This is a genomic window from Pseudoalteromonas sp. SCSIO 43088 (assembly GCF_023650795.1).
Lineage (GTDB): Bacteria > Pseudomonadota > Gammaproteobacteria > Enterobacterales > Alteromonadaceae > Pseudoalteromonas > Pseudoalteromonas shioyasakiensis.
Map to the genome: position 1 here is coordinate 781,314 of NZ_CP072675.1, position 25,096 is coordinate 806,409.

The following is a 25,096-nucleotide window of genomic DNA, read 5'->3' on the forward strand; positions in this document are numbered from 1 at the left end:
CCATGGCTGCGTTTAGATTTTGTTTACTTGAGCCAATTAAAACGCCGTTAGTAAACAAATTTTATGATAAACACAAGGCTCGCGGCCGAGCGAGCAAAGCTGACCAAGTATGGGTTGCTTACAAAGAAACAGAAATAATTGCCGCTTGCCGAGTTCAAAACCAAGCTGGGCTGTTATTTTTGTCTACCCTTTATGTTGATGAAGTATGGCGGGGTCAAAAAATAGCTTCACAATTACTTGCGGCTGTCACCGCCGCACAAAAAGGGACAGTTTTTACCTTCGTGTACCAAAATCTGATTGATTTTTATCTACAAAATGGGTTTAACTATGCATTAACATTACCCAATTCTTTGCAATCGTTGTTTGAGGTATATGCGCATCGAAACGTAGTTGCGATGCACTTTACGCGTGACACAGTGCCAAGTTAGCAATTTGGAACGTCAATGACTAAGTTCTTCTCCAGTATAGCGTTATTTTTTATTTTGACCTGTGGCTTGTTTAGCCATCCCGCTATCTCTCAGGTAAAACGTTTATCAACCAGTGAAGGCTTATCGCAAAGTTATGTAAACACTATGCTTATCGATAACAGTGGCTACTTGTGGTTATCGACTGAAGGTGGCCTCAATCGCTACGATGGTTATCAGGTGGTTCATATCAAAGGCCCTAATGGTGAGCTTGAAGATGCCATCATTGACCGTATTTACCAAGATCCACAAGGCTATATCTGGATAGCTTCACTACAAGCGGGTTTATTCCGCTATGATCCCACTTCCGATACTTATCAGCAGTTTATTGCTAAACCAACCACTGAAGAGCAAATTTTTATTGAGTCGGTGTTTAGCATGGTAGCTGTTGATGACAAAACACTTTGGCTAGGGCTAGGCTGGGATTTTGCCAAACTAGACTTAGAAACGAAAAAAATCACCTCTATTTTTGAAATTCCTGAGCGGGTTAAAAGCAGCGTTATTCGAGAGCTTTTCGCGTACCAAGGTTATATTTTTATGGGCACTAGTAATGGTGCTTATGTGTATGAGTTGGCATCAGGAAAAGTCCGTAAACTTGAACATCTCCAAAATGAGCCAAGTCATATTTATCAAAATTATGTGAAATCGTTCGCTATTATCAATGAACAAACATTGCTAGTGGGGGCTGTTAGAGGCCTTTATCAGGTTGATATTAGCAATTTAAAAGCAATGTTTGATACCCCTGATATCGCCTTCAAAAATAAAACACTCATCAGTGAATTAAATATTTGGAAAATTATTCCAGAGGCTAACTCTATTACGCTTGGCACTGACAAAGGGTTATTTGAATATAACCTTGACACGGGTGAGTTAGCTAAGAATATGCGCCTAAAGGAAAGTGGTTACACACTAGCTGCCACCAGCATTATTGATATTGTGAAAGACCGCTCAGGTGGAATGTGGCTGGCAACCAAAAATGATGGGGCGTTTTATCAGTCATACGACAATTACAATTTTATCAATGTAACAGCCAACTCATTAACAGGCGATGGGCTATCTCATCATTCAATTTGGAGTATCACTGAGTTTCAAAATCGTCTCTGGCTTGCCACCCATAATGGTTTAACAGCGGTTGATTTAGAAACCTACGAAAGTGAAGTGTTTTTAAAAGATTATCAGGTTGACCTGATTACTACTGAATTCAGTATTTACCAAATCATGCCCTACAAAGATAAGTTATGGCTGCACACTAATCGCGGTATTTTAAGCTTTGATCCGAAAACCGGGCAGGCCTCCCCAGTCAAAGCTGCAAATCCCGAGAACCAGGTTTTAATTAACGATTGGGTGCATGGCATATTGTTGATGCCATCGGGGGATCTTTACTATGTTCACCCTGATTACGGCATGTTTGTTTATAATATCGATAGCCAAAAAGTGACCCGACTAGGCGGCAAGTTTGATGAGTTTGAGCCGTTTTTAGCCTACGGATTTTTACCTGCGTTGTCGTCAAATCCAGAAGCGCCATTATTTTATAATGCGGGTATTCTGTATCAAGTTGACCCTGATACATACGAGCTCTCGACGATATATAAAGTGCCTGAACAACATGAAAATGTTGCTGTGAATGTGATGTCTTACATCATAGATAATAACAATGTGTTGTGGTTATCGCTTTCAAACTTTGGCCTAATCGGCTTAGATGCCAGCACTTACGAGCATATTTATACCATCGACCTTGAGAAAAATAAGTTAGGTACTTTGTTATACGACATGGTGCTTGATGAAGCAGGTATGATATGGATGAGTAGCCACAAAGGACTTTGGCGACTGAACCCAGATAATTTACATTTTCAGCAATTTACTGGCTCAGAAGGGTTATTCTCAACCGAGTTTAATAGTGGTGCATTTACTAAGCTTGAGTCAGGGCAAATTGTCTATGGTACGCTAAAAGGCTTTACCTATTTTTACCCTATGGATAACCACTATCAGCAAGCTTTAATTGATCACGTAAATATTACCAACCTTGATTTGATGTCTCGTGATTTACCCGCTGAGCTAAAACAGCCTATCGATAGTGTCGTCCTTGAGCATGATGATATAGGCCTTGAAGTTGCCTTTTCTGCGATGGCATTTAACTATCAAGAACGTATCATTTATGAATACCAGCTAGGTGATGGTCAAAAAACTTATACCCGCAATAACAACCGAGTACTCTTCCCAAAACTCAGTGCAGGAAAATACCACCTTAAGGTATGGGCAAAAGATCCATTAACCGGAGAGTTAACGCCGCCGGCAATTTTAAATATCGAAGTGAAATACCCCCCTTGGCGTGCACCACACTTTATTGTTTTATATGTGATTTTGGTTGCACTGTTTGTTGCTGCTTGGGTGTTTAGGCGTAACCGTATGCAACAAATACTGCTAGCCGCCCATAAAGAAAGTAAAGAGAGTGAAGCACGCTTAAAACTTGCTCTTGAAGGCAGCCATTCTGGAGTATGGGATTGGTCATCGCAAAGCCCGATTATTTATCAACCGCGTCTTAAAAATGAATTAGGCTATGAAACAGACAGCGTTAATTTAGATGATTATTTAGCAAAGATTCACCCACATGATAAACAAACTTTCAGGTTAGAGTGGTTAGAGTTTTTATCTACACAAAAAGGCTATTTCAATTGCACTTACAGACTACGTCATGCTGATGGTAATTGGCGCTGGTATAAAGACTTTGGCAAAGTGGTTGAGTGGCAAGACAGCGCTCCTGAAAAAGTAGCGGGCACCTACACAAATATGACCCGTGAACTGGTATTTGAAGAAAATGCCCGCTTGTTTGGTGCAGCATTTGAGCAAACTCGCGACTGGGTGTTTATCTTAGATAAGAATCTGCGTATTCGCGCTACCAATAAGTCATTCCAAGATGCCTTTGGTTTTCCAGCAGAGCCTCGCTCTAGTCGCTCGCTCACACTTGGTATGCCTATATCTACCCGTATTCATTACTTACGCATTATGCAAAAGCTTGAGTCGGGTGAGCACTTTTCAGCCGAAGATGTTGTTGAAGTTGCTGGCGGTGAAAAGCGCCAAGTATTAATAAAAATAAGTGCGGTTGCAGGCAATAATCGCCAACTTGATAGCTATGTGATTATAGTTACTGATATTAGCGCGCAAAAGCTGGCTGAAAACGAGCTGCATCTACTGGCCAACTACGATGCTTTGACGGGGCTGCCAAATAAAACCTTGTTCAACGACCGAGTCGTTCACGCTATTGAACAAGCTGATTACCATCAAACAAAAGTGGCGTTATTAAACGTTAATATTAAGCGCTTTAAGCACTTTAATGATTCGCTAGGCCGTGAAGAGTCTGATGAATTAATTAAGCGTGTTGCTAAGCGTTTAAAACACGTGTTGCGTCCACAAGATAGCGTGGCTCGTTTCGATGGTGACGAGTTTGTGATCCTTGCCGAAGATTTTAAACAGCTTGATGAGTTACTGCTGTTATGTGCAAAAGTGATGGATTGTGTCGATACCCATATTGAACTTAGCCAGCAAGCTGTAAAAGTGAACCTTAGTGTTGGTGTTGCTGTTTACCCTGATGATGCAAAGGACACCAAAGCCTTATTAAAAGCCTCTAATGTGGCACTGTACCACGCGAAAAGTCATGTCGAAGGCTGTTATCAGTTCTATAAGCAAGAAATGAACTTACAAGTGCAGCGTACTTTGCATCTTGAATCACAGTTAAGTAAAGCTTACCAAGAACATGAGTTTTGTAATTTTTATCAGCCAATCGTGAGCGCAGAGACTCGCCAAGTGGCGGGGCTTGAAGTGTTGTTACGTTGGCCGAGTAATGATGAATATAAACCAGAAGACTTTGCAAATGCAGCAGAAAGCTCCGGGCTAATTACCAAAATTATGCTGCAGACTTTATCAAGAGCATTGATTGAGCTGCGCCAATGGCGTACCACGCATCCTGATTTATATATTTCTATTAATCTCTCAGCCCTAGATTTTGAAAGCGAAAATCTGGTTGAGAAAATACATCAATCAATAAGCGCAATTAAAGTTCCTGCGAGCGCGCTAGTATTTGAAATCACCGAATCAGTGATGATGCATGACTCTGATAAAGCGCAGCAAAGTATGGAAAAACTCAAAGCCTTAGGCTGTCGTATTTATATGGATGACTTTGGAACGGGTTATGCGTCACTGACCTACTTAAAACGTTTTCCGGTTGATGTGCTTAAAATAGACAAAAGCTTTGTTAATGACATTGGTATTGATAAAGGTGATGAAGCGATTATCAATTCAACGCTTACTCTGGCAAAAAGCTTGGGTAAAGAGTGTGTAGCAGAAGGGGTTGAGAACCGCATCCAATTGCAATTCTTACGCTCTTTAGGCTGTGAGTATTTCCAAGGTTACCTGTTTAGCAAGCCTGTGGCAGGTGATGAGGTGAAAGCGCTTTTAGATACCCAGTGGGATGATGAATTTTCAGGGTAAAGCGAAAACTTTACCCTTTTCGTTAATCTTGGCGTTTACCACAGTGGCGGCAATACAGATTGCGATTGCGGTTTTTAAGCTCGTTATGAATCGCTTTATTCGCCTCTTGCTGACTTAAACCCAGTTTATACCGTAAGTTTTCTAAGTGCTCTTCTTCAACAGGCGATAATTGCCCATCTTCAACGGCTTCATGCACTGCATCGGTAAACACTTGTCTGCGTTTACGTAACTGCTCAGAAAAGCTTGAGGCTAACAAACCAGTTGGAATAGCCACCATGCCCATACTTACCAGTGTTATAGCACCACCAAATAAACGACCAAGAGGAGTCACAGGCACGACATCGCCATAACCAACGGTTGTTAATGTCACCATTGCCCACCACATTGCAGCAGGGATAGAGCCAAATTTATCGGGCTGTACATCGTGTTCTATTAAATAAATACCGCATGATGCAATGATCAGCACTACCGCCATTATAAAAAATGCCGCAAGCAGTGAGCTGCTTTCTTCTTTGAACGAGTTTAATAACAGTTGCATCGCCCTTGAATAGCGTGTCAGCTTGAAGATACGCATTAACCTAAGCACTCGTAAGAAGCGTAAATCAACACTCACAAAGACCATCAGAATGGTGGGTAAAATCGCGATAAGATCAATGAGCGCCATAGGCGAAAAGAAATACTTAATACGAATTTTTGAATTTGTTAACGGGCTTTCTTTATGCACGCTTTTATCAACACAGCACCAAAGCCTGAGCACATATTCTAAGGTAAAGATACCGACAGAAATCAGCTCGATCATTAAAAATTCGTGATGATATTGCTTTGCTAAAGGGCCGACTGACTCCAACACAATCGCCACCACATTAATCATGATCAACGACATTAAAAACACGTCGAGAGCTCGTCCTATACGTCGATATTTACCGTTACCTTCAAAAACTCGTGCAGTGTAATTTCTTAAACGATGCAAAATAATGATCCAGTTTTTAGTTAAGTTTTAGCACCATATTAATGCTGCCTTCTTCAAAGTCGCGGGTGATCTTAAACCCGAGTTTTCGTGCCAGTTCAATCATGCCGGTGTTTTCTGGCAAGGTAATACCAGCAATTTGTTTTACGCCTTGGTTTTTACAATGCTCAATTGCCGCATTCATTAATATTGTGCCAAGCCCTAAACCTTGGCAATCAGAGCGCACCACAATTGCAAACTCAGCATCGAGTTTGTCTGGATCCATAAGTACACGAGACACCCCTAATGTACAGGCTGAACCATTTTGCTCTTGGCTGACAATAAACGCCATTTCTCGGTCATAATCAATTTGCGTCATTTTCGCGAGCTGATCATGGTTAAATTGCGGTAATTCACCGAAGAAGCGTTTATATCTGTCTTCTTTACTTAATGATTGATCAAACTCTAAGTGAGCTTGCTCATCTTCCGGTTTAATTGGTCTTAGCTGTGCTTGGGTATTGTTTTTAAGGGTTACTTCTTTAACTAATTCAATCGGGTAGGGGCGAATACACAAGCGTTTACGGTTCGCTTTTGCTTTATAACGGCTAAGGCCGATAGTCGCATCAAGGACTAAAAACTGCCCGTTGCTGGCTAAAATTGGGTTTAGCTCAACACTGGTAATATCAGGTTGATCGATAACAAGCTGCGAGATACGGGTGAGTAGGGCACATAAACGGTATTTGTCGACTTTTTCTGGTAGTACGCGGTCTTTAAGTACGCCTTTATCGTGCGCCGCAGCAATTAGGTATTTTGCCAAGTTCATATTCAGTGGTGGTAATGCCACTGCAGCTTGAGCGAATTCAAGTCCGGTGCCTGCTTCACCCAGTAAGATCACCGGGCCAAAGTTAGGCTCTGTTTTAATAGCGATTCGTAGCTCATTAGCACCTGCTCGTGGCGCCATCTTTTGCAGTGAAAAACCTTCTATATGCGCATCAGGGTAGGTGTTTTTGATTCGTAGCAGCATGGCAAAAGCTGTTTGCTCAACTTCTTGCGCATCATTTAAATTAAGGACCACACCACCGACTTCTGATTTAGAAGGAATACTTGGGCTTATTAGTTTTAACGCTACAGGAAAACCTAGCTCAATGGCTTGCTCTTTGGCTTCTGTTGGTGTGTAAGCAACCTCAGTTTGAATACAATCAATACCATAATGAGTGAGTATTTGGCTTGCTTCATGGGTTGATAAATAGCTTTGCTCTTCGGCTAAAAACTCATTTACGACTGTGCGTGCTGCGTCTTTATTTATCTTTGCATCATCGGTGTTCGATTCTGGCGTTTGCGTTAAATGTTTTTGGTTACGGCGATAACTTACCAAGTGCATAAAGGCACCAACCGCACCTTCAGGTGTACGGTAGGTCGGAATGGCATTATTAGCGCAGACCTTTCGCGCGGTATACGCGGCATCTTCACCCATAAAGTTTGTCATAACATAAGGGCGAGCCATCTTCGGGATTTTCTCTAAGGTTTCGACAATGATCTCAGCATAGTCTTCACTCGGTGCAAGCGCAGAAGGGGTATGAATGATCAGCAGGTTTTTAACTTCTTTGGCTTGCAGCAAAATTTCTAAGGCTTGTTGATAGCGTCTTGGTGCTGAGTCACCAAAAATATCGACCGGATTCGAGGTCATTTCTGATTGCGGAATCACTTTATTAAGCGCAGCTCTGGTCTCGTCGCTAAGCTCTGCTAGTTTTCCTGAGCTTTGCAAGAGCGTATCCACAGCCATAACACCTGGGCCGCCGCCATTGGTTAAAATAGTCAGTTGTTCGACTTTAAGTAGTTTGGGGTGCATTGCCAGCGTTTGTGTTGCTGCAAAAAGCTCTCGTAAGTCGTTTACCCTTAGCATACCCGCTCGCTGAAACAACGCATCATAGACCGCATCAGAGCTTTGTTTGCCACCAGTGTGTATTTCTGCAGCAAGGGCACCGGCGCTGGTTTTACCGGTTTTAATGGCAATGACAGGTTTGCTAAACGCAGCAGCTCGCGCTGCGGAAATAAAGCTGCGAATATCTTCAATATTATCGATATACAACAAGATAGCCTTGGTTTTAGCATCGCGACCTAAAAAGTCGAGTAACTCATCAAAGTCGATATCAAGGCAATCACCTACAGACACAAAATATGAAAAGCCAATCTCTTTGTTCTTCGCCCAATCAAGAATGGTTGAGCAAACAGCCGCTGATTGCGATACAAAGGCGAGCTTTCCGGGGCTTGCAACTGTATGCGAAAAACTAGCATTTAAGCCAATATGAGGAATAAGTAAGCCCAAACAATTAGGCCCAAGTAAAGAGACATTTGCCTCAGCAGCTGCTTCTTTTAATGCGTACTTTTGGTCGGCGTTTAAGCCGGCTGCAATCACCACTGCATGTTTACAGCCAAGCTCCCCAAGCTCGTTAATGATGTTGATTAAGGTGTTTTTATTAGTACAAATAACCGCAAGATCAGGCACTTTGGGTAGTGCAGCAATGCTCGGGTAGGCTAGTACGCCGTGTACAGCGCTGTGATTTAAACTAACAGGCATGATTGGGCCTTTAAAGCCCCCTTGTAAAAGGTTGCGCATAACCACAAACCCCGCTCGGTTAGGGGAATTTGAGGCGCCAATGACCGCGACTGATTTAGGGTTAAAAAATTGGCTAATACGTTTAACGCTCATGCTGTTTCCTTCGCTTGCGCTGTTTGTTAAAACTTCAGGGTCTGTTAAGTTTAATACACCCAAACTAGAACCGACACGCTTCTAAAGTATTAAAAGTTATACTCATAAGATAACCTGTTTATAACTACTTTTCGAGTCAAAAACAGTGACCTACATCAAGGAGAAAAGCATGAATAAAGCGCAACCATTTAATATCGTTATTGCAGCGTGTGCATTGGCGGTTGGTTTGCTCGGATTAGGTTTTATTTTGAAAAGTGCAGCCCTTGATGTGAAAGGCATGGAGCGCACTGTTCACGTTAAAGGGTTAGCTGAAATGGAAGTGCCTGCCGACACCGTAATTTGGCCATTGCAGTTTTCTGATGCCGATAACAACCTTGAAAAATTAGTGGGTCGGGTTGAAGAGAAAAGCGATGCAGTCGTCGCCTTTTTAAAGCTACATGGCTTTAGTGATGAAGAAATTAGTCTTGGTAGTCAGTCAATTATTGATAAACAAGCCCGCGAATATGGCGGCGAAAATCAACAGTTTCGTTATATTGCCCGTAATAATGTCATTGTTTATTCAAATGACATCGAAAAAGTGCAACATGCCTTAGGCGCAGTAAGCCAATTAGCCAAGCAAGGCATTGCTATAGTACAAGACAATTACGAAACGCGTATTCAATATTTATTTAATGGCTTAAATGAAATTAAGCCAAATATGATTCAAGAAGCAACCGAAAAAGCCCGTGAAGTGGCAATGAAATTTGCCAAAGATTCACAATCTAAATTAGGTAAAATTAAAACTGCGCGTCAGGGGCAGTTTTCAATTTCTGATAGAGATTCAAACACACCTCAGCTGAAAAAAGTGCGTGTTGTTACCAGTGTTGAATATTATCTATCTGACTAAACCCAATACCACAGATAAAGGCAGCCGCATGCGTGTGCATACAATTACCATGCGGCAAAGCGCACCGAGCATAAAGCCGCCACTAAATGCCACAGCCACCCCCAATAAGCCAAACTGATCTTTTAACAGTACTGCCATTAAAACCGTGACACTGGTTGCGCCAAGTAATACGTACAAGTTAATAAGCGGGTTCCCTTTTAACTTGATCATGCTACTGGCTAAAATTCTTGCTGGTAATAACAGTTGCCCGAGTAACAGCAGCATTAAAATCCAAAACCCTTCCTGCAATTGGCTTTCGCCATAGAGAGTGAGTAGTGGCTTTGCGAGCAGGGCAAGTAGCAAAATAGCGGCAAAGTTAAAACGCCATACCACTTTCATTAATTCGCTAAGTTGCTGCTCGGTCGTTTCATCTGCCATTAAAATGGGTTTTAAATATTGGTTGGCGGCATTGCCTAAAATAGTCAGTAAGCCAGCAATCACTACCGCAGGAAAGAAGATACTCACGCCTTGTGCACCAAACCAGTGATGCACCAGTAATACATCGAGTTTTGCTACTAATACGGTGCCTGCGCCACTGGCGAGCATGATCAAGGAGTCTTTACACCATTGCTTGGTTTGGTAGCGGGCAGTGCTTGCGACGATCATTTTTTTGATTAACCAATATTGATAAATGACTACGCACAAGATGCTACAAAACAACAAGATACAAATCTCGACTAAAGATAAATCGCCACGTATCAAGTACACGAAAAAGCAAAACCCCGCGGTTAGCAATTCAAAAATACACTGCTGCGTTATCAGGCCAATTTTTGGTTTATTCAAAGCCACTAAAAAAGCCGATTGGCTTTGCATAATGGCGCCAATCGGCACCAGTAATAGTAAATAAACCACATGCTCTTGAGCACTTTGATGCGGTGAAATAGCCTGAAAGCTAATCACCACAGCAGCGACAAAAATCACCCCGAATAAACACGATGCAGCTAAATAAACATGTTTTAAGCCACGTAGTAAATCATGTTGCTGAGCTTTGTAGAGTGGGTAGCTAATACGCATTAAAGACGATGCAAAACCCATACTCGCGGGTAATAACAGAATTTCACACAGTGCGAGTAACGCGGCGAAAGTACCAAACTCATCAGTACTTAATAACCTTGCAAGGCACAAGGTAAGCACAATACGGCTACCATGGTTAAGGGCGGTAAAACTACTGAGCGATAAAAACGCTTTAACAACGTCCTTATTCATGAAGTTATTGATTGAGCGCGTTTAATAACTGCGCCGTTGGCACTTGCAAATAGGCCGCGCAAAGCAGCACTTTGCTGTCGCTACTCGTTGGTTGATTGGCACCATAAAATTGCTTAAGGGTATTTATTAAGGCGCTGACTGCGCTAGGGCTGTGGCTTTGGTCGACTTCCATCATGGCTAATAGCGCAGAGAACTCATGTTTGGCTAGCATTTGGGTCGTGCTGTTTTGCGCTATAAAGCAACCAATAGGAGTGAGCTGCTGTTTATTTAATGTTTTTAACGCTATGCCTAAGCTTTCGTTGCTTTCAAATAACATTAACGAACGCAAGTAATTAAAGGGTAGGTTATCAGCCTGACACTGCGTAAATAAATGATGAAGTAAGGTATTGCCCTGACTGTCTGTTACACAAAAAGCATTTTGAAACTTAAGACCAGGCGTGAAAAAGCTCAGTTTATCGATATCATTAATTAAGGCTACAGCTTCACTTGGCAGCGGGCTTGCTTCGAGTAAATGCGCTGCCACATTTTGTAAAAACAAGTATTTAACTTCACTACTGCAAGCTAATTGATAAATGTGCTGTAATTGTGCCGCTTGCAACACTCCCGATAAACTTTGGTAATCGGCAATGAGCTCTTTTAACTGATGATGTTGAAGCCGGCTGTTCAATTGCTCAATCGCGCTTTGCATGGAGATACTCGTTTTTTATTATTTATACATTTATAGCTCAACTAGTTGTTTAAATAAATAAAAAAGGCCGCTGAGCGGCCTTTTTCAAGTCTTTATAGGTTAAGCTGCTTGTTTTTTAGCAACCCATTGGTCAACAAACTTCTCTAGTACATTTAATGGTACTGCACCATTTTTAAGTACTACATCGTGGAATTCACGAATATCGAATTTATCGCCTAGTTTTTCTTTAGCCGCTTCACGAAGCTCTAAAATTTTCAGCATGCCCACTTTGTATGCCGTTGCTTGTGAAGGCATTACAATGTGACGCTCAACCATTTTAACGCCATCAGACGTCGCATTTGGTGTGTTATTTACGTAGTAGTCGATACCTTCTTGACGTGTCCACTTCATAGCGTGGATACCTGTATCTACTACTAGGCGACATGCACGCCATAATTCCATCGCAAGACGACCAAAATCTGAGTAAGGGTCTTCGTATAAGCCCATTTCTTTTGGTACTAGCTCAGAGTATAAACCCCAGCCTTCAACATACGCTGTGTAGCCGCCAAACTTACGGAACTTAGGTACATCTTCAAGCTCTTGTGCGATAGCAATTTGCATGTGGTGACCAGGAATACCTTCGTGGTATGCAAGTGCTTCCATTTGGTATGTTGGCATTGCTTCCATGTCGTAAAGGTTTGCGTAATAAATACCTGGGCGTGAACCATCTGGCGCAGGTTGTTGGTAGAACGCTTTACCTGCTGCTTTTTCACGGAATGCTTCAACAGCTTTCACTTTAAGGTCAGCTTTTGGCTTAACAATGAATAGCTCGTCTAGACGAGATTTCATGTTATCGATAAGCGCTGTTGCCTCATCAAGGTAACGTTGTTTACCTTCAGCCGTGTTAGGGTAGTAGAACTGCTTATCAGTTTTCATGAATTGCATGAATGCTTTAAGGTCACCTTTAAAGCCTACTTTGTCCTTAATTTCACGCATTTCGTCGTGAATACGCGCGACTTCAGCTAAACCAATTGTGTGGATTTCTTTCGCTGTTAAATCAGTCGTTGTGGTACGCGCTAAAGCATTATTGTAGAACGCTTCACCGTCAGGGAATTTCCAAGCACCATCACGGTCATCAGCGCGTTTTTCTAACTGAGCTAAGAAGTTAATTAGCTTAGTGTAAGAAGGTTTTACTGCTGCTTTTAAGGCTTTTTCAGCGTCGCTGATAAGTGCAGATTTTTCGCTATCGGCAATCTCTAATGCATTAACTTTTCGTTTAAAGTCGGCAAGTAACGTTGAGTCTTCACCATCATGGAATGGTGCGCCGCGTAAGATATTATTGCTTGAATCAATCACGTGTGGGAAAACAAACTTAGGCGCGATAATGCCTTTATCTGCTCGTACTTCAAGGTCTTTGATTAGCTGATCAATAACCGTTGTAACACCATTTAAACGTGAGATATACGCTTTAGCATCAGATACATCGGCAATTTGATGTTGGTTGATTAAAAACGCAGGGATCATCGAGTGAACACCAAACATTTGGTTCACAGGGTAGTTGTAATGACGCCATTTGAAATCAGCAATTTCGTTTTCTAAATCTTGCTTTTTAAGGTCGTAGCTTACTTTTGTTGCGTCATCTAATAGGTCACGGTTAATTGCGTTAAGCGCTACTAGGTCAGCTTTAGTTTGTTCAAAGTCTTCTAAAACGCGCTCTTCGCTGCCATCGTCCCATTTGTCGTAATCTTTTTTGATGCCCATGTATGTTTGATAGATCGGGCTTTTCATTACATCACGGTTAAAAGTATCTTCGAAGAAGGCATTAGCTTTATCGATTTCACTTTGTACAGGTTGGCTTTGTACACTTGGTGCAGGCTTCGGTTGCTCTTGCATTTGTTGGCAGCCGCCAAGTAATGCAACACTTACCGCCGCAGCGATGAAGGTCAGTTTACGCATTATCGTTCCTTTGTAGTTGTTAGAAATTTAATTATAATTCTTAAACGAATAATTCTAGCAGGTCATTTAAAAAGCGGTGGCCTTTTGGGCTTACCTGCCAGTTATCTTTATCATCAATTAGTAAGCCTTTTGCAATTGCATCAGTCAAGGCTTGTTCCTGACTTTGCAGTGACAAACTTGTAAGCAAAGGTAAATCAGCTTTGGGGCAGGGTTCGACTAAACGAAAACGATTCATAAAGAATTCAAAAGCTAAGTCGTCTTCTGCTACTTGCCATTGTTCGTATAAATACGGTTTGGCAAGATCCATATAACCTCGAGGGTGTTTTACTTTCACGGTACGGGTGATGAGTTTATTTTCATCAGTAATTTTACCATGGGCACCGCAGCCGATACCGAGATAATCGCCAAATCGCCAATAATTCAAGTTATGACGGCATTGGTAGCCGGGCTTCGCGTAGCCTGAGATCTCGTATTGCTCATAACCTGCTGCTGCGAGTAACGCTTGACCTTGTTCTTGAATATCCCAAAGGGTGTCGTCATGAGGTAAGGTCGGTGGCTTAGAAGCAAACTGAGTATTTGGCTCAATGGTTAGCTGATACCACGAGATATGAGGTGGATTAAGGGCGATAATTTTTTCAAGGTCGCTTAAGGCGTCTGCAACAGATTGCCCTGGTAAGCCATGCATTAAATCAAGGTTAAAGCTGTTTAGCCCTGCTTGATGCGCCTGTTTAGCCGCATAACTTGCTTCATCAGCACCATGAATACGGCCAAGGGCTTTTAGCTTGTCGTTTTGCATGCTTTGCACACCAATCGAAATACGATTGATGCCAGCGGCAACATATTCTTTAAAGCGGCCTGTTTCGACGGTACCTGGGTTTGCCTCTAGGGTAATTTCACAGTCATCAGTTAGGCCAATTAATTTGTCGACTTCACCAAGTAGGCGAGTATATGCGTCACCGGTTAATAAGCTTGGGGTGCCGCCGCCAATAAAAATGCTGTGGATTTTACGCCCTTGCACTAAGTGCAAATCGGCCTTGAGATCATCAATAAGATGCTGAACGTATTCTTTTTCGGGGATTGTGCCTTTTTGGCCATGGCTATTAAAGTCACAGTATGGGCACTTTTGCACGCACCAAGGCACGTGCACATATAAACTTAAAGGCGGTAAACTCACAGGCCGCCTTTTTGCTGCAATTGCGCAAGTAGTTGTTTTAAAGCTTGGCCGCGATGGCTAAGGGCATTTTTTTGCTCTTTAGTTAACTGAGCGCTAGTGCATTGCTCAGATGGTACGTAAAAAACAGGATCATAACCAAAACCACCTTGACCATCTTGGCTATGGGTGATTTCACCTTCCCAACTGGCACTACAAATAAGTGGTGTAGGGTCGTCGGCGTGGCGCATTAATACTAACACACACCAAAAACGCGCACTGCGAACTGGGTTATCAGCAAGCTCTTTTAGTAGCTTGTCGATATTATCTTGATCGCTGGCACCCGCTCCGGCAAAACGTGCAGAGTACACACCAGGTGCTCCATTTAGGCCGTCTACTTCAAGGCCTGAGTCATCAGCAATCGCAGGCATGCCTGTGATCTTTGCCGCATGGCGCGCTTTAATAATGGCGTTTTCAACAAATGTGGTGCCTGTTTCTGGCACGTCTGGCACTTGAAAATCGCTTTGTGGAACTACGTTAATATTAAGTGGGCTGAGCATACTTGCCAGCTCTTTTACTTTGCCAGGGTTACCCGTGGCTAAAACCAAGGTGTTGTTCATAGGTCTATTAATCTACGTAAAATTTTTGCTGAAACTTCAGCGTTTGTACTTTGCCATTTTGATTAATTTCGATATCAAAACGGTAAATTTCTTCGTTGCTGTAATCGATTTGCGCGAGGTAATAAATCGCATCGCCTTCCACAACTTCTTTAAATGTAAGCTGCTTTTTATTACCAAGTAGGTTACGTGCAGTGCCAGTTAAAGTTGCAGTCTGCGCTGTTTTATCGCTGTTTTTTAATACCGAAATATTAATAATCCCTTTGCTAGGGCTACGCTCTAAATCATAGTTTTTAGCAATGTTTGGCTGAATAAAAGTCGATGGAAATGCAATGTAATGAACTTCCCAAGGGCCAAGAACCTTGTACTGGGCGCCTGCTTGTTCATCAGCTTTGGCAAAGGTTGTAAATAAACTCAATACAATCAAAGAAAAATAAATAAATTGCTTCATGGTATATCTCACTTAACAAAAGAGGCCTTTCGGCCCCTTACTGCTTAACGTTAAACGCTTAGCCAATTAAATCCATTACTAAAAACTGTAAAAACTGTAGACCAATAATCAACACTAAGATTGATAGGTCTAGACCACCTAGTGGTGGGATAACCTTACGAATGGGACGTAACATCGGCTCAGTTAGCTGGTGGAATACAGCCTCAATTGGGTTATAGCCTTGGCTTACCCAACTTAGTAAAGCACGAATAATTAATACCCAAAATAGTAAGTTTAGGCCTTCTTTAACTACCGTAATTAACGCTTGAATAAATACCGGACCTGGCGCCCAAGCGTTATAAAACATCAGAAAAATAACACTGAGTTTTGCTACAGCAACTAAATAAGCAAGCACTAACGAAGCAATATCAAAGCCACCCACTCCTGGGATGATTTTACGAAGTGGGTTCACTGCGAACGAAGTGGCTTTCACCACAAACTGGCTCATAGGGTTGTAAAAGTCAGCTTTTGCCGCTTGTAACCAAAAGCGTAAAAGGACCACCATTAAAAAGAGATCAAAAATAATCCCAACTAAAAAGTGCATGGCTTGCATAGTTTTACCTTCAAAAAGTAAGCTTAAAGTTCTTTTTCCATCGCTTCAGCGCGAGCAATACAGGCATCCATTGCATCTGCAACTGTGCCGACTAAACCTTGTGATTTAAGGTGCTCAACAGCTTCGTGAGTCGTACCCCCTTTAGAGGTTACGTTTGCACGTAGCTGAGAAATACTGATGTCTGGTTGCGAAAGAGCCATTTCGGCAGCTCCCAGTGCGGTTTGTTGCACTAAACGGCGCGCATCTTCATCACTAAAGCCAAGTGCTTTCGCTTTTTCTTCAATAGCTTCCATAAATAAGAAGAAGTAAGCAGGTGATGAGCCTGTAACAGCAATGATGTCGTTGATTTGTGACTCTTGCTCAACCCAAACAACAATGCCTGTACACTCAAAAACTTGTTGTACAAACTCGTGCTCTTCAGCGGTTTCATCCGCGCCGTATAGACCTGAAACACCACGGCCTAGTAATGATGGTGTATTTGGCATACAACGCACCATTTTCACATCTTGACCTAGCATTTCACGTAAACGGCTAACGGTAAGGCCAGCGGCCACTGAAATAAATAGCTTGTCGCTAAAATCAACGCCTGAATCTTGGAATGATTGGCAAAGATCGCCCATCATTTGTGGTTTAACAGATAAGACAATCACATCTGCATCGCGAAGTGCCGCGTTGTTATCCGCGGTAGTTTGCACCCCGAAATCAGCAGCAACCTTAGCTAATTTTTCTTGGTTGCGATTGGTTGCAATGATGTTTTTTGCTGCAAAACCGTTCTTTACCATGCCGCCAATGATGGCGTAGCTCATGTTACCCGTGCCTATAAATGCGATTTTTTTGTCTGACATATGTCTGTTATCACCTTCTAATTTCGTTGGCCAAATATATCCGTGCCAATGCGTACCATGGTTGAACCTGCTGCAATCGCCGCTTCAACATCATTACTCATACCCATCGACAAGGTGTCTACTTGGGGATATTGGGCCTTTAGTTTATCAAAGCAAGCGCTTAATTGCTCAAAATATTGTAATTGTAGCTGGGCATCATCGGTTTTGGCAGGAATCGCCATCACACCGCGCAGGCATAAATTAGGACATTGATTGACGAATTCGGCCAATGCCATTAGCTCGTCTGGGTGGCAGCCTGACTTAGCCTCTTCTAAACTAATATTAACTTGAATTAATACATTGAGCGGAGCTTTGTCGGCTGGTCGTTGCTCATTAAGACGTTTTGCAATTTTAGTGCGGTCAACACTTTGTACCCAATCAAAATGCGTGGCTACTTGGGCACTTTTATTTGATTGAATAGGGCCGATAAAGTGCCAAACAATGTCTTTATAATCAGCCAATGCTGTGACTTTTGTTACCGCTTCTTGAACGTATGATTCGCCAAACTGGCGTTGGCCATGCTTATAGGCAGCAATAATATCGTCGGCAGGTTTTGTTTTTGAAACAGCCAATAGGTTGATTGATTGCTCATCGCGGTGATTATTTTTTGCAGCTTGAGCAATTCTTGCGTAGGCGGATGTAAGTCGTTCTGCTATTGTAACCATATAATTATCAGTTGGTTGTGGAGTCATAAATGGATATTACCGAATTATTGGTCTTTAGTGTGCAACACAAAGCCTCGGATTTACACTTGTCATCAGGCGTATCACCTATGATACGTGTTGATGGTGATGTGCGTCGTATTAATATTCCAGCATTAGAACAAAAAGATGTAAATAGTCTGGTATACGATATTATGAACGATAATCAGCGTAAGGACTACGAACAAAATCTCGAAGTGGATTTTTCTTTCGAAGTACCAAACCTTGCGCGTTTTCGTGTTAACGCATTTAACTCAAACCGTGGCCCTGCGGCGGTGTTTCGTACTATCCCAAGTGATGTTTTAACACTGGATGATTTAGGTGCGCCTGATATTTTTAAAACCATTTCCGATAATCCTCGTGGTTTGGTGCTAGTCACCGGGCCAACGGGGTCGGGTAAATCAACCACATTAGCGGCGATGGTTGATTATATTAACCAAAATAAGCATCACCATATTTTAACTATTGAAGATCCAATCGAATTCGTACATGAGAATAAGCTGAGCCTTATTAACCAGCGTGAAGTTCACCGTGATACGCATAGCTTCTCTAATGCACTTAGAAGTGCACTACGTGAAGATCCGGATGTAATCTTAGTGGGTGAGCTGCGTGACCTTGAAACGATTCGCTTAGCGATGACCGCAGCAGAAACAGGTCACTTGGTGTTTGGTACCTTGCATACCACATCAGCACCAAAAACCATTGACCGTATCATTGACGTATTCCCAGGTGAAGAAAAAGACATGGTACGTTCAATGTTGTCAGAATCATTACGTGCCGTAATCTCGCAAACTTTACTAAAAAAAGTGGGCGGTGGCCGAGTTGCAGCTCACGAGATCATGATAGGTATTCCTGCAATTCGAAATCTGATCCGTGAAGATAAAATTGCACAAATGTATTCATCAATTCAAACCGGTGCATCGCATGGTATGCAGACCATGGATCAATGTTTAGCAAACTTAGTTAACTACGGCATTATTACAACCAATGATGCGCGAGCTAAAGCGCAAGATAAAACCCAATTTGGTGGTTAACGGAGCTATTTAAAATGTCTTTACCTTTAAATCATTTTTTACAAGTTATGATCGACAAAAAAGGCTCAGACTTGTTTGTTTCGAGCCAGCTGCCTGTCAGTGCAAAAGTAAACGGTGAATTAATACCTTTAAGCGATGAGAAGCTCTCTGATGAGGATTCACTCGCTTTGGTCGAGTCAGCAATGAACGACAAACAGCGCAAAGAATTTCATGACAGTAAAGAGTGTAACTTTGCAATTGCGACTGATGAAGGCCGTTTCCGTGTTTCTGCCTTTTGGCAGCGTGATAGAGCGGGTATGGTTATTCGCCGTATCGTGACGCAAATCCCAGATGTCAACGAACTAGGTTTGCCATCAACATTAACCGACGTGATTATGGCAAAACGTGGTTTAGTGCTGTTTGTAGGTGGTACAGGCACGGGTAAATCAACCTCGCTCGCTGCGCTTTTAGGTTATCGTAACCGCAATCAACGTGGTCATATTCTTACTATTGAAGATCCTATAGAGTTTGTTCACGAACATCGTAAAAGTATCATTACCCAACGTGAAGTAGGCTTAGATACAGAAAGCTTTGAATCAGCTCTAAAAAGCTCGTTACGTCAAGCACCTGATGTGATCTTAATTGGTGAGATCCGTTCACAAGAAACCATGGAATACGCACTCAGCTTTGCCGAGACGGGTCATTTGTGTGTGGCGACACTGCATGCGAATAATGCCAACCAAGCCATTGACCGTATCATGCACTTAGTACCAAAAGAAAAGCACGATAAGTTAAAGTACGACTTAGCACTTAACCTTCGCGCCATTGTTGCTCAGCAGTTGGTGCCAACTTCCGATGGGGAAGGGCGTGTTGCTGCTATCGAGATTTTGCTTAATTCACCTATGGTGGCAGAGCTCATCAAGCGTGGTGATATTGGCTCTATCAAAGAAACCATGGCTAAATCGAAAGAAATGGGCATGCAGACCTTTGACCAAGCCTTATTTGAGCTTTATAAACAGCGCCGTATTAACTACGCTGATGCGTTACACCATGCTGACTCGCCAAATGACTTACGCCTAATGATTAAGCTGCAAAACAATGAACAAAGTGGTGCGGGCTTCTTACAAGGCGTGACTATCGATGGTCTTGATGGAAAGAGTGACGAATAAATGTGTTTGCGAGTAAATTTAATCGGTTGGTTATTTTTATTGCTGAGTACCTTTCAGGTATATGGCAATGATAATAAAAGTGTGGTTATTTTTATTCGCGATGATGTTTATGACGATTACAGTCGCTTTTTGAATGGTCGCAAACCTCTTGAAGTTAAAGACTTCAGTGGTGCTTACATTCGCCGTGATGTGGTCGATATGATCATAGCTCAACAAGCATTGAGTTTAGGCGGTTTTACCAAGCCATTTCGTTATCACAAAGGCAATGTTAATTATCGCAATACCAAGCTGTTAGAAGATGGCCAGCTACTATTAAGCTTCGATAGTGTTTGGTCTGTTGATGCAAAGCAGCTAGTTGAGTCGGTATATATCTCTGATCCTGTGATTAGAGATGGTGAGTATTTTGCGGGTATATTCACTTCACCGAACAATAAGAAAGTGCAGCAAGTAAAACAGCTTGCTGACTTTAAACAATTAACCGCAGTGTCAACGCCACGCTGGCAAACCGATTGGCAAACGTTATCTGCTCTGCCCTTAAAAGAGTTGCTCAGAGAAGATGAGTGGCTTGGGCAAGTCCGCACTGTATCGATGCAGTGGGTTGATTTTATGATGATGCCCTTAATGCCTAGCCTCAATAATCGCTACACATTAGAAAACATTGAACTGGTAGCTGTGCCAAACCTAGTGCTCCAGCTTAATGATAGCCGTCATTTTATTATTTCGAAGAGTCACCCCGATGGAAAAGCGGCTTTTGTTGCAATTCAAAAAGGGCTTGCGCAGCTTCGTAAAACAGGCGCAATTGAAAAAGCCTACCGAGAGGCAGGCTTCATTCCAGATTTAAACAACTATACGGTGATTAATAAAGCGCCTTAGTCGCCATAAAACTGCTCAAAAAAGCTTTCTAAGATGATCACCGCTGACATATTATCCACATTACCTTTACCAAGGTTTCGGTAGCCACCTTGTTCAAATAAACGGGCTTTGGCATCTGCTGTTGTTAGTCGTTCATCCTGCGTTTCAACCGGTATAGCAAAGTGGTTGTGTAAGCGGTTTGCGAACTTCTTAGCTTTAAAAGTAACTTCTTGATTGGTGCCATCCATATTAAGCGGTAAACCAACCACCATTAAATCAGGTTGCCACTCATCCACTTGTTTTTTAATAAGTTGCCAATCAGGGATCCCATCTCTCGCTTTTACAGCTTGTAAGCTTGATGCTGTTCCTGTGAGCTCTTGACCAATGGCAATACCAATACTTTTGGTGCCAAAGTCAAAACCCATTACGGTGCGTTCACCGAGTGGCTTAAAAGTTCGTTTTGTCATAGTCTTAAAATTTATAAATGTTAGGCGTGGCCAGCTTCAGAGCTTAATTGCCCGATATCAAAACCCAGCATAGAAACGGCTTTTTCCCAGCGTTTTTCAACGGGTGTGTTAAAGATGATCTCAGGATCTGCTTTGATAATTAACCATGAATTCTCTAGCAGTTCTTGCTCTAGCTGCCCTTGATCCCAACCAGCATAACCCAGTGTGATAATAAATTGTTCAGGTGCTTCACTCGTGGTTAGGCTTGCTAACACATCTTTTGAAGTGGTGATCATAATATCACTACTAAGTTTTTGACTCGCTGCATAACCTGGCTTTGGTGAGTGCAAAACAAATCCGCGATCGGTTTTTACAGGTCCGCCTGCGTACACAGCTAAACCTGCAGCTTGCTTGCTTTTGTCGTTATCAATTTCGATTTTATCGAGTAGCTCGCCCACGGTGATATTGATAGGCTGGTTAATTACCAAGCCCATCGCACCATCTTGATTGTGCTCACAAATGTAAGTGACAGCACGCTTAAAAAAAGGGTCTTGCATGCTCGGCATTGCGATTAAGAAGTGATTCTCTAATGACTGCATAGGTCGCCCCTTTTGTTGTTTAATTTAAGTATGGCTCAGTTTTCTTTCAATGGCATCAAATAAGTGACCAGTGATTGAAATGTTATAAGCGGCTTCAATCTCTTTTACACACGTTGGCGCAGTGACATTGATTTCAGTTAAACGGTCGCCAATGATATCTAGACCAACAAAAATAAGGCCTTTTTCTTTCAGCGTAGGTGCTACAGCCTCTGCAATTTTACGGTCTGAATCGCTAATCGGGCGTGCTTCACCTCTACCACCTGCTGCCAAGTTACCGCGCGTTTCGCCATTTTGTGGAATACGAGCTAGGCAATACGGCATTACTTCACCATCAACCACAAGTACGCGTTTATCGCCTTGCTTGATTTCAGGAATATAGTTTTGTGCCATTGCAAAACGACTACCATGTTCGGTTAGCGTTTCGCAGATCACACCAATATTGGCATCATCTTCTTTAACTCTAAAGATAGATGCACCACCCATACCATCTAGCGGTTTTAAAATAATATCTTTATGCTCAGCTAAAAATGCACGAATGTCTGCTTGGCTACGTGTTACTAAAGTATCTGGCGTATGTTCGCTAAACCAAGCTGTGAATAGCTTTTCGTTAGCATCGCGTAAGCTTTGCGGCTTATTGATTATAAGCGTGCCAGCTTGCTCAGCACGCTCTAAAATATAGGTAGCGTAGATGTACTCAGTATCAAAAGGCGGATCTTTACGCATTAAAATAACGTCTAAATCTGCTAAAGCAATGGTGGCTTTTTCTTCTAATTCATACCAGTGATTTACATCATCAAACACACGGGCTTTGGCGGCTGTTGCAAAGCCTTGACCTTGACGTAGAGAAAGGTCATCCATTTCCATGTAGTAAATTTCGTAACCGCGCTGTTGCGCTTCCATCATCATTGCAAAGCCAGTGTCTTTTTTAATATTAAAGCCACTAATTGGATCAGAGATTATGCCTAGCTTAATTGCCATATTTTTGCCTTAGAATCGTATGCCATACTATGTTTTGTTACTTTGATATATGGGTATTTTTACGGTTTTCAATTCGCTAAATCGCCAAACTGTAATTGTAATGCGCTCAATACCGTCAGAGCGGCTGTTTCTGTTCGCAGAACACGTGGGCCTAAGCGAATATCAACAAAGTTTTGCTGTTTAGCAATGTCAATTTCTGCATCGGTAAATCCACCTTCTGGGCCGACTAAAAAGCGCACTCCTTCGTTTGGTACTTGAATAGTTTTAATACTGTGCTCAGCACGCGGGTGCAAAGTAAGTTTAATCGCCTCACTTGCTTGTTCTAGCCACTCTTTTATATCGATAGGAGGGTGTACAACAGGCACAAAATTACGGCCTGATTGTTCTGCGGCGGCAATTGCAATTTTTTGCCATTGTTGATGTTTTTTCTGCAGTCTGTCACCACTTAGTTTTACGCCACAACGTTGGCTAAAAATTGGGGTGATTTCTGTGATACCCAGTTCAACAGATTTTTGAATAGTGAAATCCATTTTATCGCCACGAGAAATGCCTTGGCCCAAGTGAATTTTTAAAGGCGATTCAACATCATGATCAACAAACTCCTGAGGCTCAACGACGACATTTTTTTTGCTGACTTCAATAATTTCACTGAGGTATTCACCTCCTTCACCATTAAAAATCGAAACCTTATCACCGACTTGCATACGCAATACACGGCCAACATGACCTGCTGCATCATCATCAAGTGCTACTGGGGTGTTTAAAGAAATCGCTGAAGGTTGGTAAATATGTGGAACTCGCATGGCTGTCACTTATCAATAAATTTAGCAATATGGTAAGTATACAGCGGCTTAGGTGCAATTATTTATTTGTTATTTAAATTCGTCTTTGGCACTTAAAACATGTGCAGTGGTTTCGGCAATCTCAGATTGGCAAGAAAGGTGGTTAATGTGAGCAGCATCCGGGCAAGGTGTAAAACTAAAACTATGTCCATCTTGTTGCACTAAGTAACGTATTTTGTGAAGTGAGTTATAAATAAATTTTTGTGCATCATTCGCCAGTTGATAGTCAGTCTGATTAATCAGTACACCTTGAATATCGTGGTGTTCATGTAAATAGCTGGCGAGTTCTGAGACACTAATTTCATTACTAAAATCGCAATAGCAATAATCCTTAACGAGTTGATCAAACATGAGTTTAACCATATGGCGGCTATTAGCGCCAGCCACAACTAGAGTTGAATTTTCGGCATTTGCAAAGTAGTGCTGAGCAAATGCGCGGCTAAACTCATCATCTATATCAACTAATAAATAATTATTAACTTTAAAGGGCATAATGCCTCACGATTCAAATACTTCCGTATCAAATTGAAAACATACTTATTAGTAAATAGCCTATTGCACCGAAAACGGCAAACTCTATACAGGCTATGCCAATGTTATCTTGGTGATCTACTTCTAACGATGTGTCGATATTAGGTAGAGAGATATATTTAATAATGTAGCTCAAAATATATAACAATACCCACATTGCACCGCAATGAGATACTAGAGTGAATAAATTTTCTACCATCTTACCACTAATAAATGATGCACTGGCAAGACCAGCATAGCCCGCAAGTGCTAGGCCGATAGACTTACCCGCGTAGCGAATGCCAATAGAGGTATTTTCAAGGTTAAAGTTACTTTGTAGTGATGCACCTTGGTTGGCTTTTGCAAAGCGATATTCACGAATTTTACTATCAAGGGCAAACATACCTTGCAGCACAAAAAAGCTCACAGTGGCGATCAATAAGCTGCTGTAACCTTGGGTATGGCACCAGTTATAAAGGCCAAGAGCGATAATGCAGTTTGCGATTAACATGCCTGAATCAACTAAAGCAGCGCAGACATTTTGCTTTAGAATGGCTGCTTCTTCATTAAAGCGATGCAAAATCCATTTACGATGAATTAAATGGCCTATTTTTATAAAGGCAAACAACAGCACAATGAGTAAAAGTACTTTTAGCGGGTTAGATTGGGCTGCACTTAAGCTAATTTCATCAAATATATAAGCGATAGTGGCTATAACGACCATAATTTCGCTGGCAAAGCTGATCCCCATGGCAAAGTTATCATGTTGCGCAAGCTCTTCTTTAAGCGCTTGTTTTGCTTTGATTTGCGTTAGAATACGTAGCAGTACTATAGTGACGCAAATTACAGCGAAACTAATAGCAATCGCGACTAAACTAGTGTTAGATAGTGATAAATATGACATGCAGGTCCCTGCTAAATAATTCTTTGATA

At 42.0% G+C, this 25,096-nt stretch carries 23 protein-coding genes; 6 read left to right on the forward strand and 17 right to left on the reverse strand.

What is annotated here, in order from left to right:
- Positions 1-2 precede the first annotated feature (2 nt).
- Positions 3-428 carry a GNAT family N-acetyltransferase gene (locus J8Z28_RS03600; protein WP_054562753.1) on the forward strand — a complete coding sequence of 142 codons (426 nt, stop codon included), beginning with the start codon at positions 3-5 and terminating at the stop codon, positions 426-428.
- Between the two features lie 15 nt (positions 429-443).
- Complete coding sequence (locus J8Z28_RS03605; RefSeq protein WP_250659904.1) at positions 444-4,949, forward strand: EAL domain-containing protein; 4,506 nt, start codon at positions 444-446, stop codon at positions 4,947-4,949.
- 22 nt (positions 4,950-4,971) lie between these two features.
- Here the strand turns inward: J8Z28_RS03605 and J8Z28_RS03610 are convergent, their stop codons facing one another.
- Complete coding sequence (locus J8Z28_RS03610) at positions 4,972-5,925, reverse strand: ion transporter (protein ID WP_250660373.1); 954 nt, start codon at positions 5,923-5,925, stop codon at positions 4,972-4,974.
- Positions 5,926-5,935: 10 nt separating this feature from the next.
- A complete protein-coding gene (locus J8Z28_RS03615) occupies positions 5,936-8,605 on the reverse strand; it encodes a bifunctional acetate--CoA ligase family protein/GNAT family N-acetyltransferase (RefSeq protein WP_055021208.1) in 2,670 nt (889 codons plus the stop codon).
- 169 nt (positions 8,606-8,774) lie between these two features.
- Here J8Z28_RS03615 and J8Z28_RS03620 point away from each other — a divergent pair, with 169 nt between their 5' ends.
- Positions 8,775-9,491, forward strand: coding sequence for an SIMPL domain-containing protein (locus tag J8Z28_RS03620; RefSeq protein ID WP_054562750.1), 717 nt, complete (start codon positions 8,775-8,777; stop codon positions 9,489-9,491).
- Here J8Z28_RS03620 and J8Z28_RS03625 read toward each other — a convergent pair.
- The 9 genes from J8Z28_RS03625 to J8Z28_RS03665 all read right to left on the reverse strand — a co-directional run bounded on the left by J8Z28_RS03625 (position 9,480) and on the right by J8Z28_RS03665 (position 17,745).
- Entirely contained in the window at positions 9,480-10,736 is a 1,257-nt protein-coding gene (locus tag J8Z28_RS03625) for a lipopolysaccharide biosynthesis protein (RefSeq protein WP_250659905.1), read from the reverse strand. The two genes, J8Z28_RS03620 and J8Z28_RS03625, sit on opposite strands and share 12 nt — an antisense overlap.
- Before the next feature lie 4 nt (positions 10,737-10,740).
- On the reverse strand, positions 10,741-11,424 hold the full coding sequence (locus J8Z28_RS03630; protein WP_250659906.1) for a hypothetical protein: 684 nt from the start codon (positions 11,422-11,424) through the stop codon (positions 10,741-10,743).
- Positions 11,425-11,523: 99 nt separating this feature from the next.
- Positions 11,524-13,359, reverse strand: coding sequence for a DUF885 domain-containing protein (locus tag J8Z28_RS03635; protein WP_054562747.1), 1,836 nt, complete (start codon positions 13,357-13,359; stop codon positions 11,524-11,526).
- A 40-nt stretch (positions 13,360-13,399) separates the two neighbouring features.
- Positions 13,400-14,533: a radical SAM family heme chaperone HemW gene (gene hemW, locus J8Z28_RS03640; RefSeq protein ID WP_055021187.1), complete on the reverse strand. Its 1,134-nt coding sequence runs from the start codon at positions 14,531-14,533 to the stop codon at positions 13,400-13,402.
- Positions 14,530-15,129: an XTP/dITP diphosphatase gene (locus J8Z28_RS03645; protein WP_058586594.1), complete on the reverse strand. Its 600-nt coding sequence runs from the start codon at positions 15,127-15,129 to the stop codon at positions 14,530-14,532. The genes hemW and J8Z28_RS03645 overlap by 4 nt, the downstream gene beginning before the upstream one ends.
- Positions 15,130-15,136: 7 nt before the next feature.
- Complete coding sequence (locus J8Z28_RS03650) at positions 15,137-15,577, reverse strand: DUF4426 domain-containing protein (protein WP_054562744.1); 441 nt, start codon at positions 15,575-15,577, stop codon at positions 15,137-15,139.
- Between the two features lie 58 nt (positions 15,578-15,635).
- A complete protein-coding gene (locus J8Z28_RS03655; RefSeq protein ID WP_054562743.1) occupies positions 15,636-16,169 on the reverse strand; it encodes a YggT family protein in 534 nt (177 codons plus the stop codon).
- Positions 16,170-16,192: 23 nt separating this feature from the next.
- Complete coding sequence (gene proC, locus J8Z28_RS03660) at positions 16,193-17,014, reverse strand: pyrroline-5-carboxylate reductase (protein ID WP_054562742.1); 822 nt, start codon at positions 17,012-17,014, stop codon at positions 16,193-16,195.
- Positions 17,015-17,031: 17 nt separating this feature from the next.
- The gene (locus J8Z28_RS03665; protein WP_054562741.1) at positions 17,032-17,745 is read right to left on the reverse strand and encodes a YggS family pyridoxal phosphate-dependent enzyme; all 714 of its coding nucleotides are present in this window, start codon (positions 17,743-17,745) and stop codon (positions 17,032-17,034) included.
- Between the two features lie 2 nt (positions 17,746-17,747).
- On the opposite strand from J8Z28_RS03665, the gene J8Z28_RS03670 reads away from it, so the two are divergent.
- Genes J8Z28_RS03670 through J8Z28_RS03680 form a run of 3 tightly spaced genes read left to right on the forward strand, consistent with a single transcriptional unit; the run spans position 17,748 to position 20,809 of the window.
- Entirely contained in the window at positions 17,748-18,788 is a 1,041-nt protein-coding gene (locus J8Z28_RS03670; protein ID WP_250659907.1) for a type IV pilus twitching motility protein PilT, read from the forward strand.
- A 14-nt stretch (positions 18,789-18,802) separates the two neighbouring features.
- Entirely contained in the window at positions 18,803-19,936 is a 1,134-nt protein-coding gene (locus J8Z28_RS03675; RefSeq protein WP_054562739.1) for a PilT/PilU family type 4a pilus ATPase, read from the forward strand.
- Positions 19,937-20,809 carry a hypothetical protein gene (locus J8Z28_RS03680; RefSeq protein WP_235575490.1) on the forward strand — a complete coding sequence of 291 codons (873 nt, stop codon included), beginning with the start codon at positions 19,937-19,939 and terminating at the stop codon, positions 20,807-20,809. It abuts the gene before it with no gap.
- Here J8Z28_RS03680 and ruvX read toward each other — a convergent pair.
- The 6 genes from ruvX to J8Z28_RS03710 all read right to left on the reverse strand — a co-directional run bounded on the left by ruvX (position 20,806) and on the right by J8Z28_RS03710 (position 25,067).
- Positions 20,806-21,255: a Holliday junction resolvase RuvX gene (gene ruvX / locus J8Z28_RS03685; RefSeq protein ID WP_054562738.1), complete on the reverse strand. Its 450-nt coding sequence runs from the start codon at positions 21,253-21,255 to the stop codon at positions 20,806-20,808. The two genes, J8Z28_RS03680 and ruvX, sit on opposite strands and share 4 nt — an antisense overlap.
- Before the next feature lie 20 nt (positions 21,256-21,275).
- On the reverse strand, positions 21,276-21,833 hold the full coding sequence (locus J8Z28_RS03690) for a YqgE/AlgH family protein (protein WP_054562737.1): 558 nt from the start codon (positions 21,831-21,833) through the stop codon (positions 21,276-21,278).
- Between the two features lie 24 nt (positions 21,834-21,857).
- Positions 21,858-22,811: a glutathione synthase gene (gene gshB, locus J8Z28_RS03695; protein WP_250659908.1), complete on the reverse strand. Its 954-nt coding sequence runs from the start codon at positions 22,809-22,811 to the stop codon at positions 21,858-21,860.
- 68 nt (positions 22,812-22,879) lie between these two features.
- Complete coding sequence (gene rsmE / locus J8Z28_RS03700; RefSeq protein WP_054562735.1) at positions 22,880-23,614, reverse strand: 16S rRNA (uracil(1498)-N(3))-methyltransferase; 735 nt, start codon at positions 23,612-23,614, stop codon at positions 22,880-22,882.
- 69 nt (positions 23,615-23,683) lie between these two features.
- Positions 23,684-24,145, reverse strand: coding sequence for a hypothetical protein (locus J8Z28_RS03705; RefSeq protein WP_054562734.1), 462 nt, complete (start codon positions 24,143-24,145; stop codon positions 23,684-23,686).
- 28 nt (positions 24,146-24,173) lie between these two features.
- Positions 24,174-25,067: a DUF350 domain-containing protein gene (locus J8Z28_RS03710; RefSeq protein WP_054562733.1), complete on the reverse strand. Its 894-nt coding sequence runs from the start codon at positions 25,065-25,067 to the stop codon at positions 24,174-24,176.
- Between the last annotated feature and the right edge of the window lie 29 nt (positions 25,068-25,096).

Excerpts from the sequence above, each read along its gene's own strand:
- J8Z28_RS03600 (WP_054562753.1), top strand. The coding sequence starts at position 3 with ATGGCTGCGTTTAGATTTTGTTTACTTGAGCCAATTAAAACGCCGTTA.
- J8Z28_RS03605 (WP_250659904.1), top strand. The coding sequence starts at position 444 with ATGACTAAGTTCTTCTCCAGTATAGCGTTATTTTTTATTTTGACCTGT.
- J8Z28_RS03615 (WP_055021208.1), bottom strand. The coding sequence starts at position 8,605 with ATGAGCGTTAAACGTATTAGCCAATTTTTTAACCCTAAATCAGTCGCG.
- J8Z28_RS03620 (WP_054562750.1), top strand. The coding sequence starts at position 8,775 with ATGAATAAAGCGCAACCATTTAATATCGTTATTGCAGCGTGTGCATTG.
- J8Z28_RS03625 (WP_250659905.1), bottom strand. The coding sequence starts at position 10,736 with ATGAATAAGGACGTTGTTAAAGCGTTTTTATCGCTCAGTAGTTTTACC.
- J8Z28_RS03630 (WP_250659906.1), bottom strand. The coding sequence starts at position 11,424 with ATGCAAAGCGCGATTGAGCAATTGAACAGCCGGCTTCAACATCATCAG.
- J8Z28_RS03635 (WP_054562747.1), bottom strand. The coding sequence starts at position 13,359 with ATGCGTAAACTGACCTTCATCGCTGCGGCGGTAAGTGTTGCATTACTT.
- J8Z28_RS03645 (WP_058586594.1), bottom strand. The coding sequence starts at position 15,129 with ATGAACAACACCTTGGTTTTAGCCACGGGTAACCCTGGCAAAGTAAAA.
- J8Z28_RS03650 (WP_054562744.1), bottom strand. The coding sequence starts at position 15,577 with ATGAAGCAATTTATTTATTTTTCTTTGATTGTATTGAGTTTATTTACA.
- J8Z28_RS03655 (WP_054562743.1), bottom strand. The coding sequence starts at position 16,169 with ATGCAAGCCATGCACTTTTTAGTTGGGATTATTTTTGATCTCTTTTTA.
- proC (WP_054562742.1), bottom strand. The coding sequence starts at position 17,014 with ATGTCAGACAAAAAAATCGCATTTATAGGCACGGGTAACATGAGCTAC.
- J8Z28_RS03665 (WP_054562741.1), bottom strand. The coding sequence starts at position 17,745 with ATGACTCCACAACCAACTGATAATTATATGGTTACAATAGCAGAACGA.
- J8Z28_RS03670 (WP_250659907.1), top strand. The coding sequence starts at position 17,748 with ATGGATATTACCGAATTATTGGTCTTTAGTGTGCAACACAAAGCCTCG.
- J8Z28_RS03675 (WP_054562739.1), top strand. The coding sequence starts at position 18,803 with ATGTCTTTACCTTTAAATCATTTTTTACAAGTTATGATCGACAAAAAA.
- J8Z28_RS03680 (WP_235575490.1), top strand. The coding sequence starts at position 19,937 with ATGTGTTTGCGAGTAAATTTAATCGGTTGGTTATTTTTATTGCTGAGT.
- ruvX (WP_054562738.1), bottom strand. The coding sequence starts at position 21,255 with ATGACAAAACGAACTTTTAAGCCACTCGGTGAACGCACCGTAATGGGT.
- J8Z28_RS03690 (WP_054562737.1), bottom strand. The coding sequence starts at position 21,833 with ATGCAGTCATTAGAGAATCACTTCTTAATCGCAATGCCGAGCATGCAA.
- gshB (WP_250659908.1), bottom strand. The coding sequence starts at position 22,811 with ATGGCAATTAAGCTAGGCATAATCTCTGATCCAATTAGTGGCTTTAAT.
- rsmE (WP_054562735.1), bottom strand. The coding sequence starts at position 23,614 with ATGCGAGTTCCACATATTTACCAACCTTCAGCGATTTCTTTAAACACC.
- J8Z28_RS03705 (WP_054562734.1), bottom strand. The coding sequence starts at position 24,145 with ATGCCCTTTAAAGTTAATAATTATTTATTAGTTGATATAGATGATGAG.
- J8Z28_RS03710 (WP_054562733.1), bottom strand. The coding sequence starts at position 25,067 with ATGTCATATTTATCACTATCTAACACTAGTTTAGTCGCGATTGCTATT.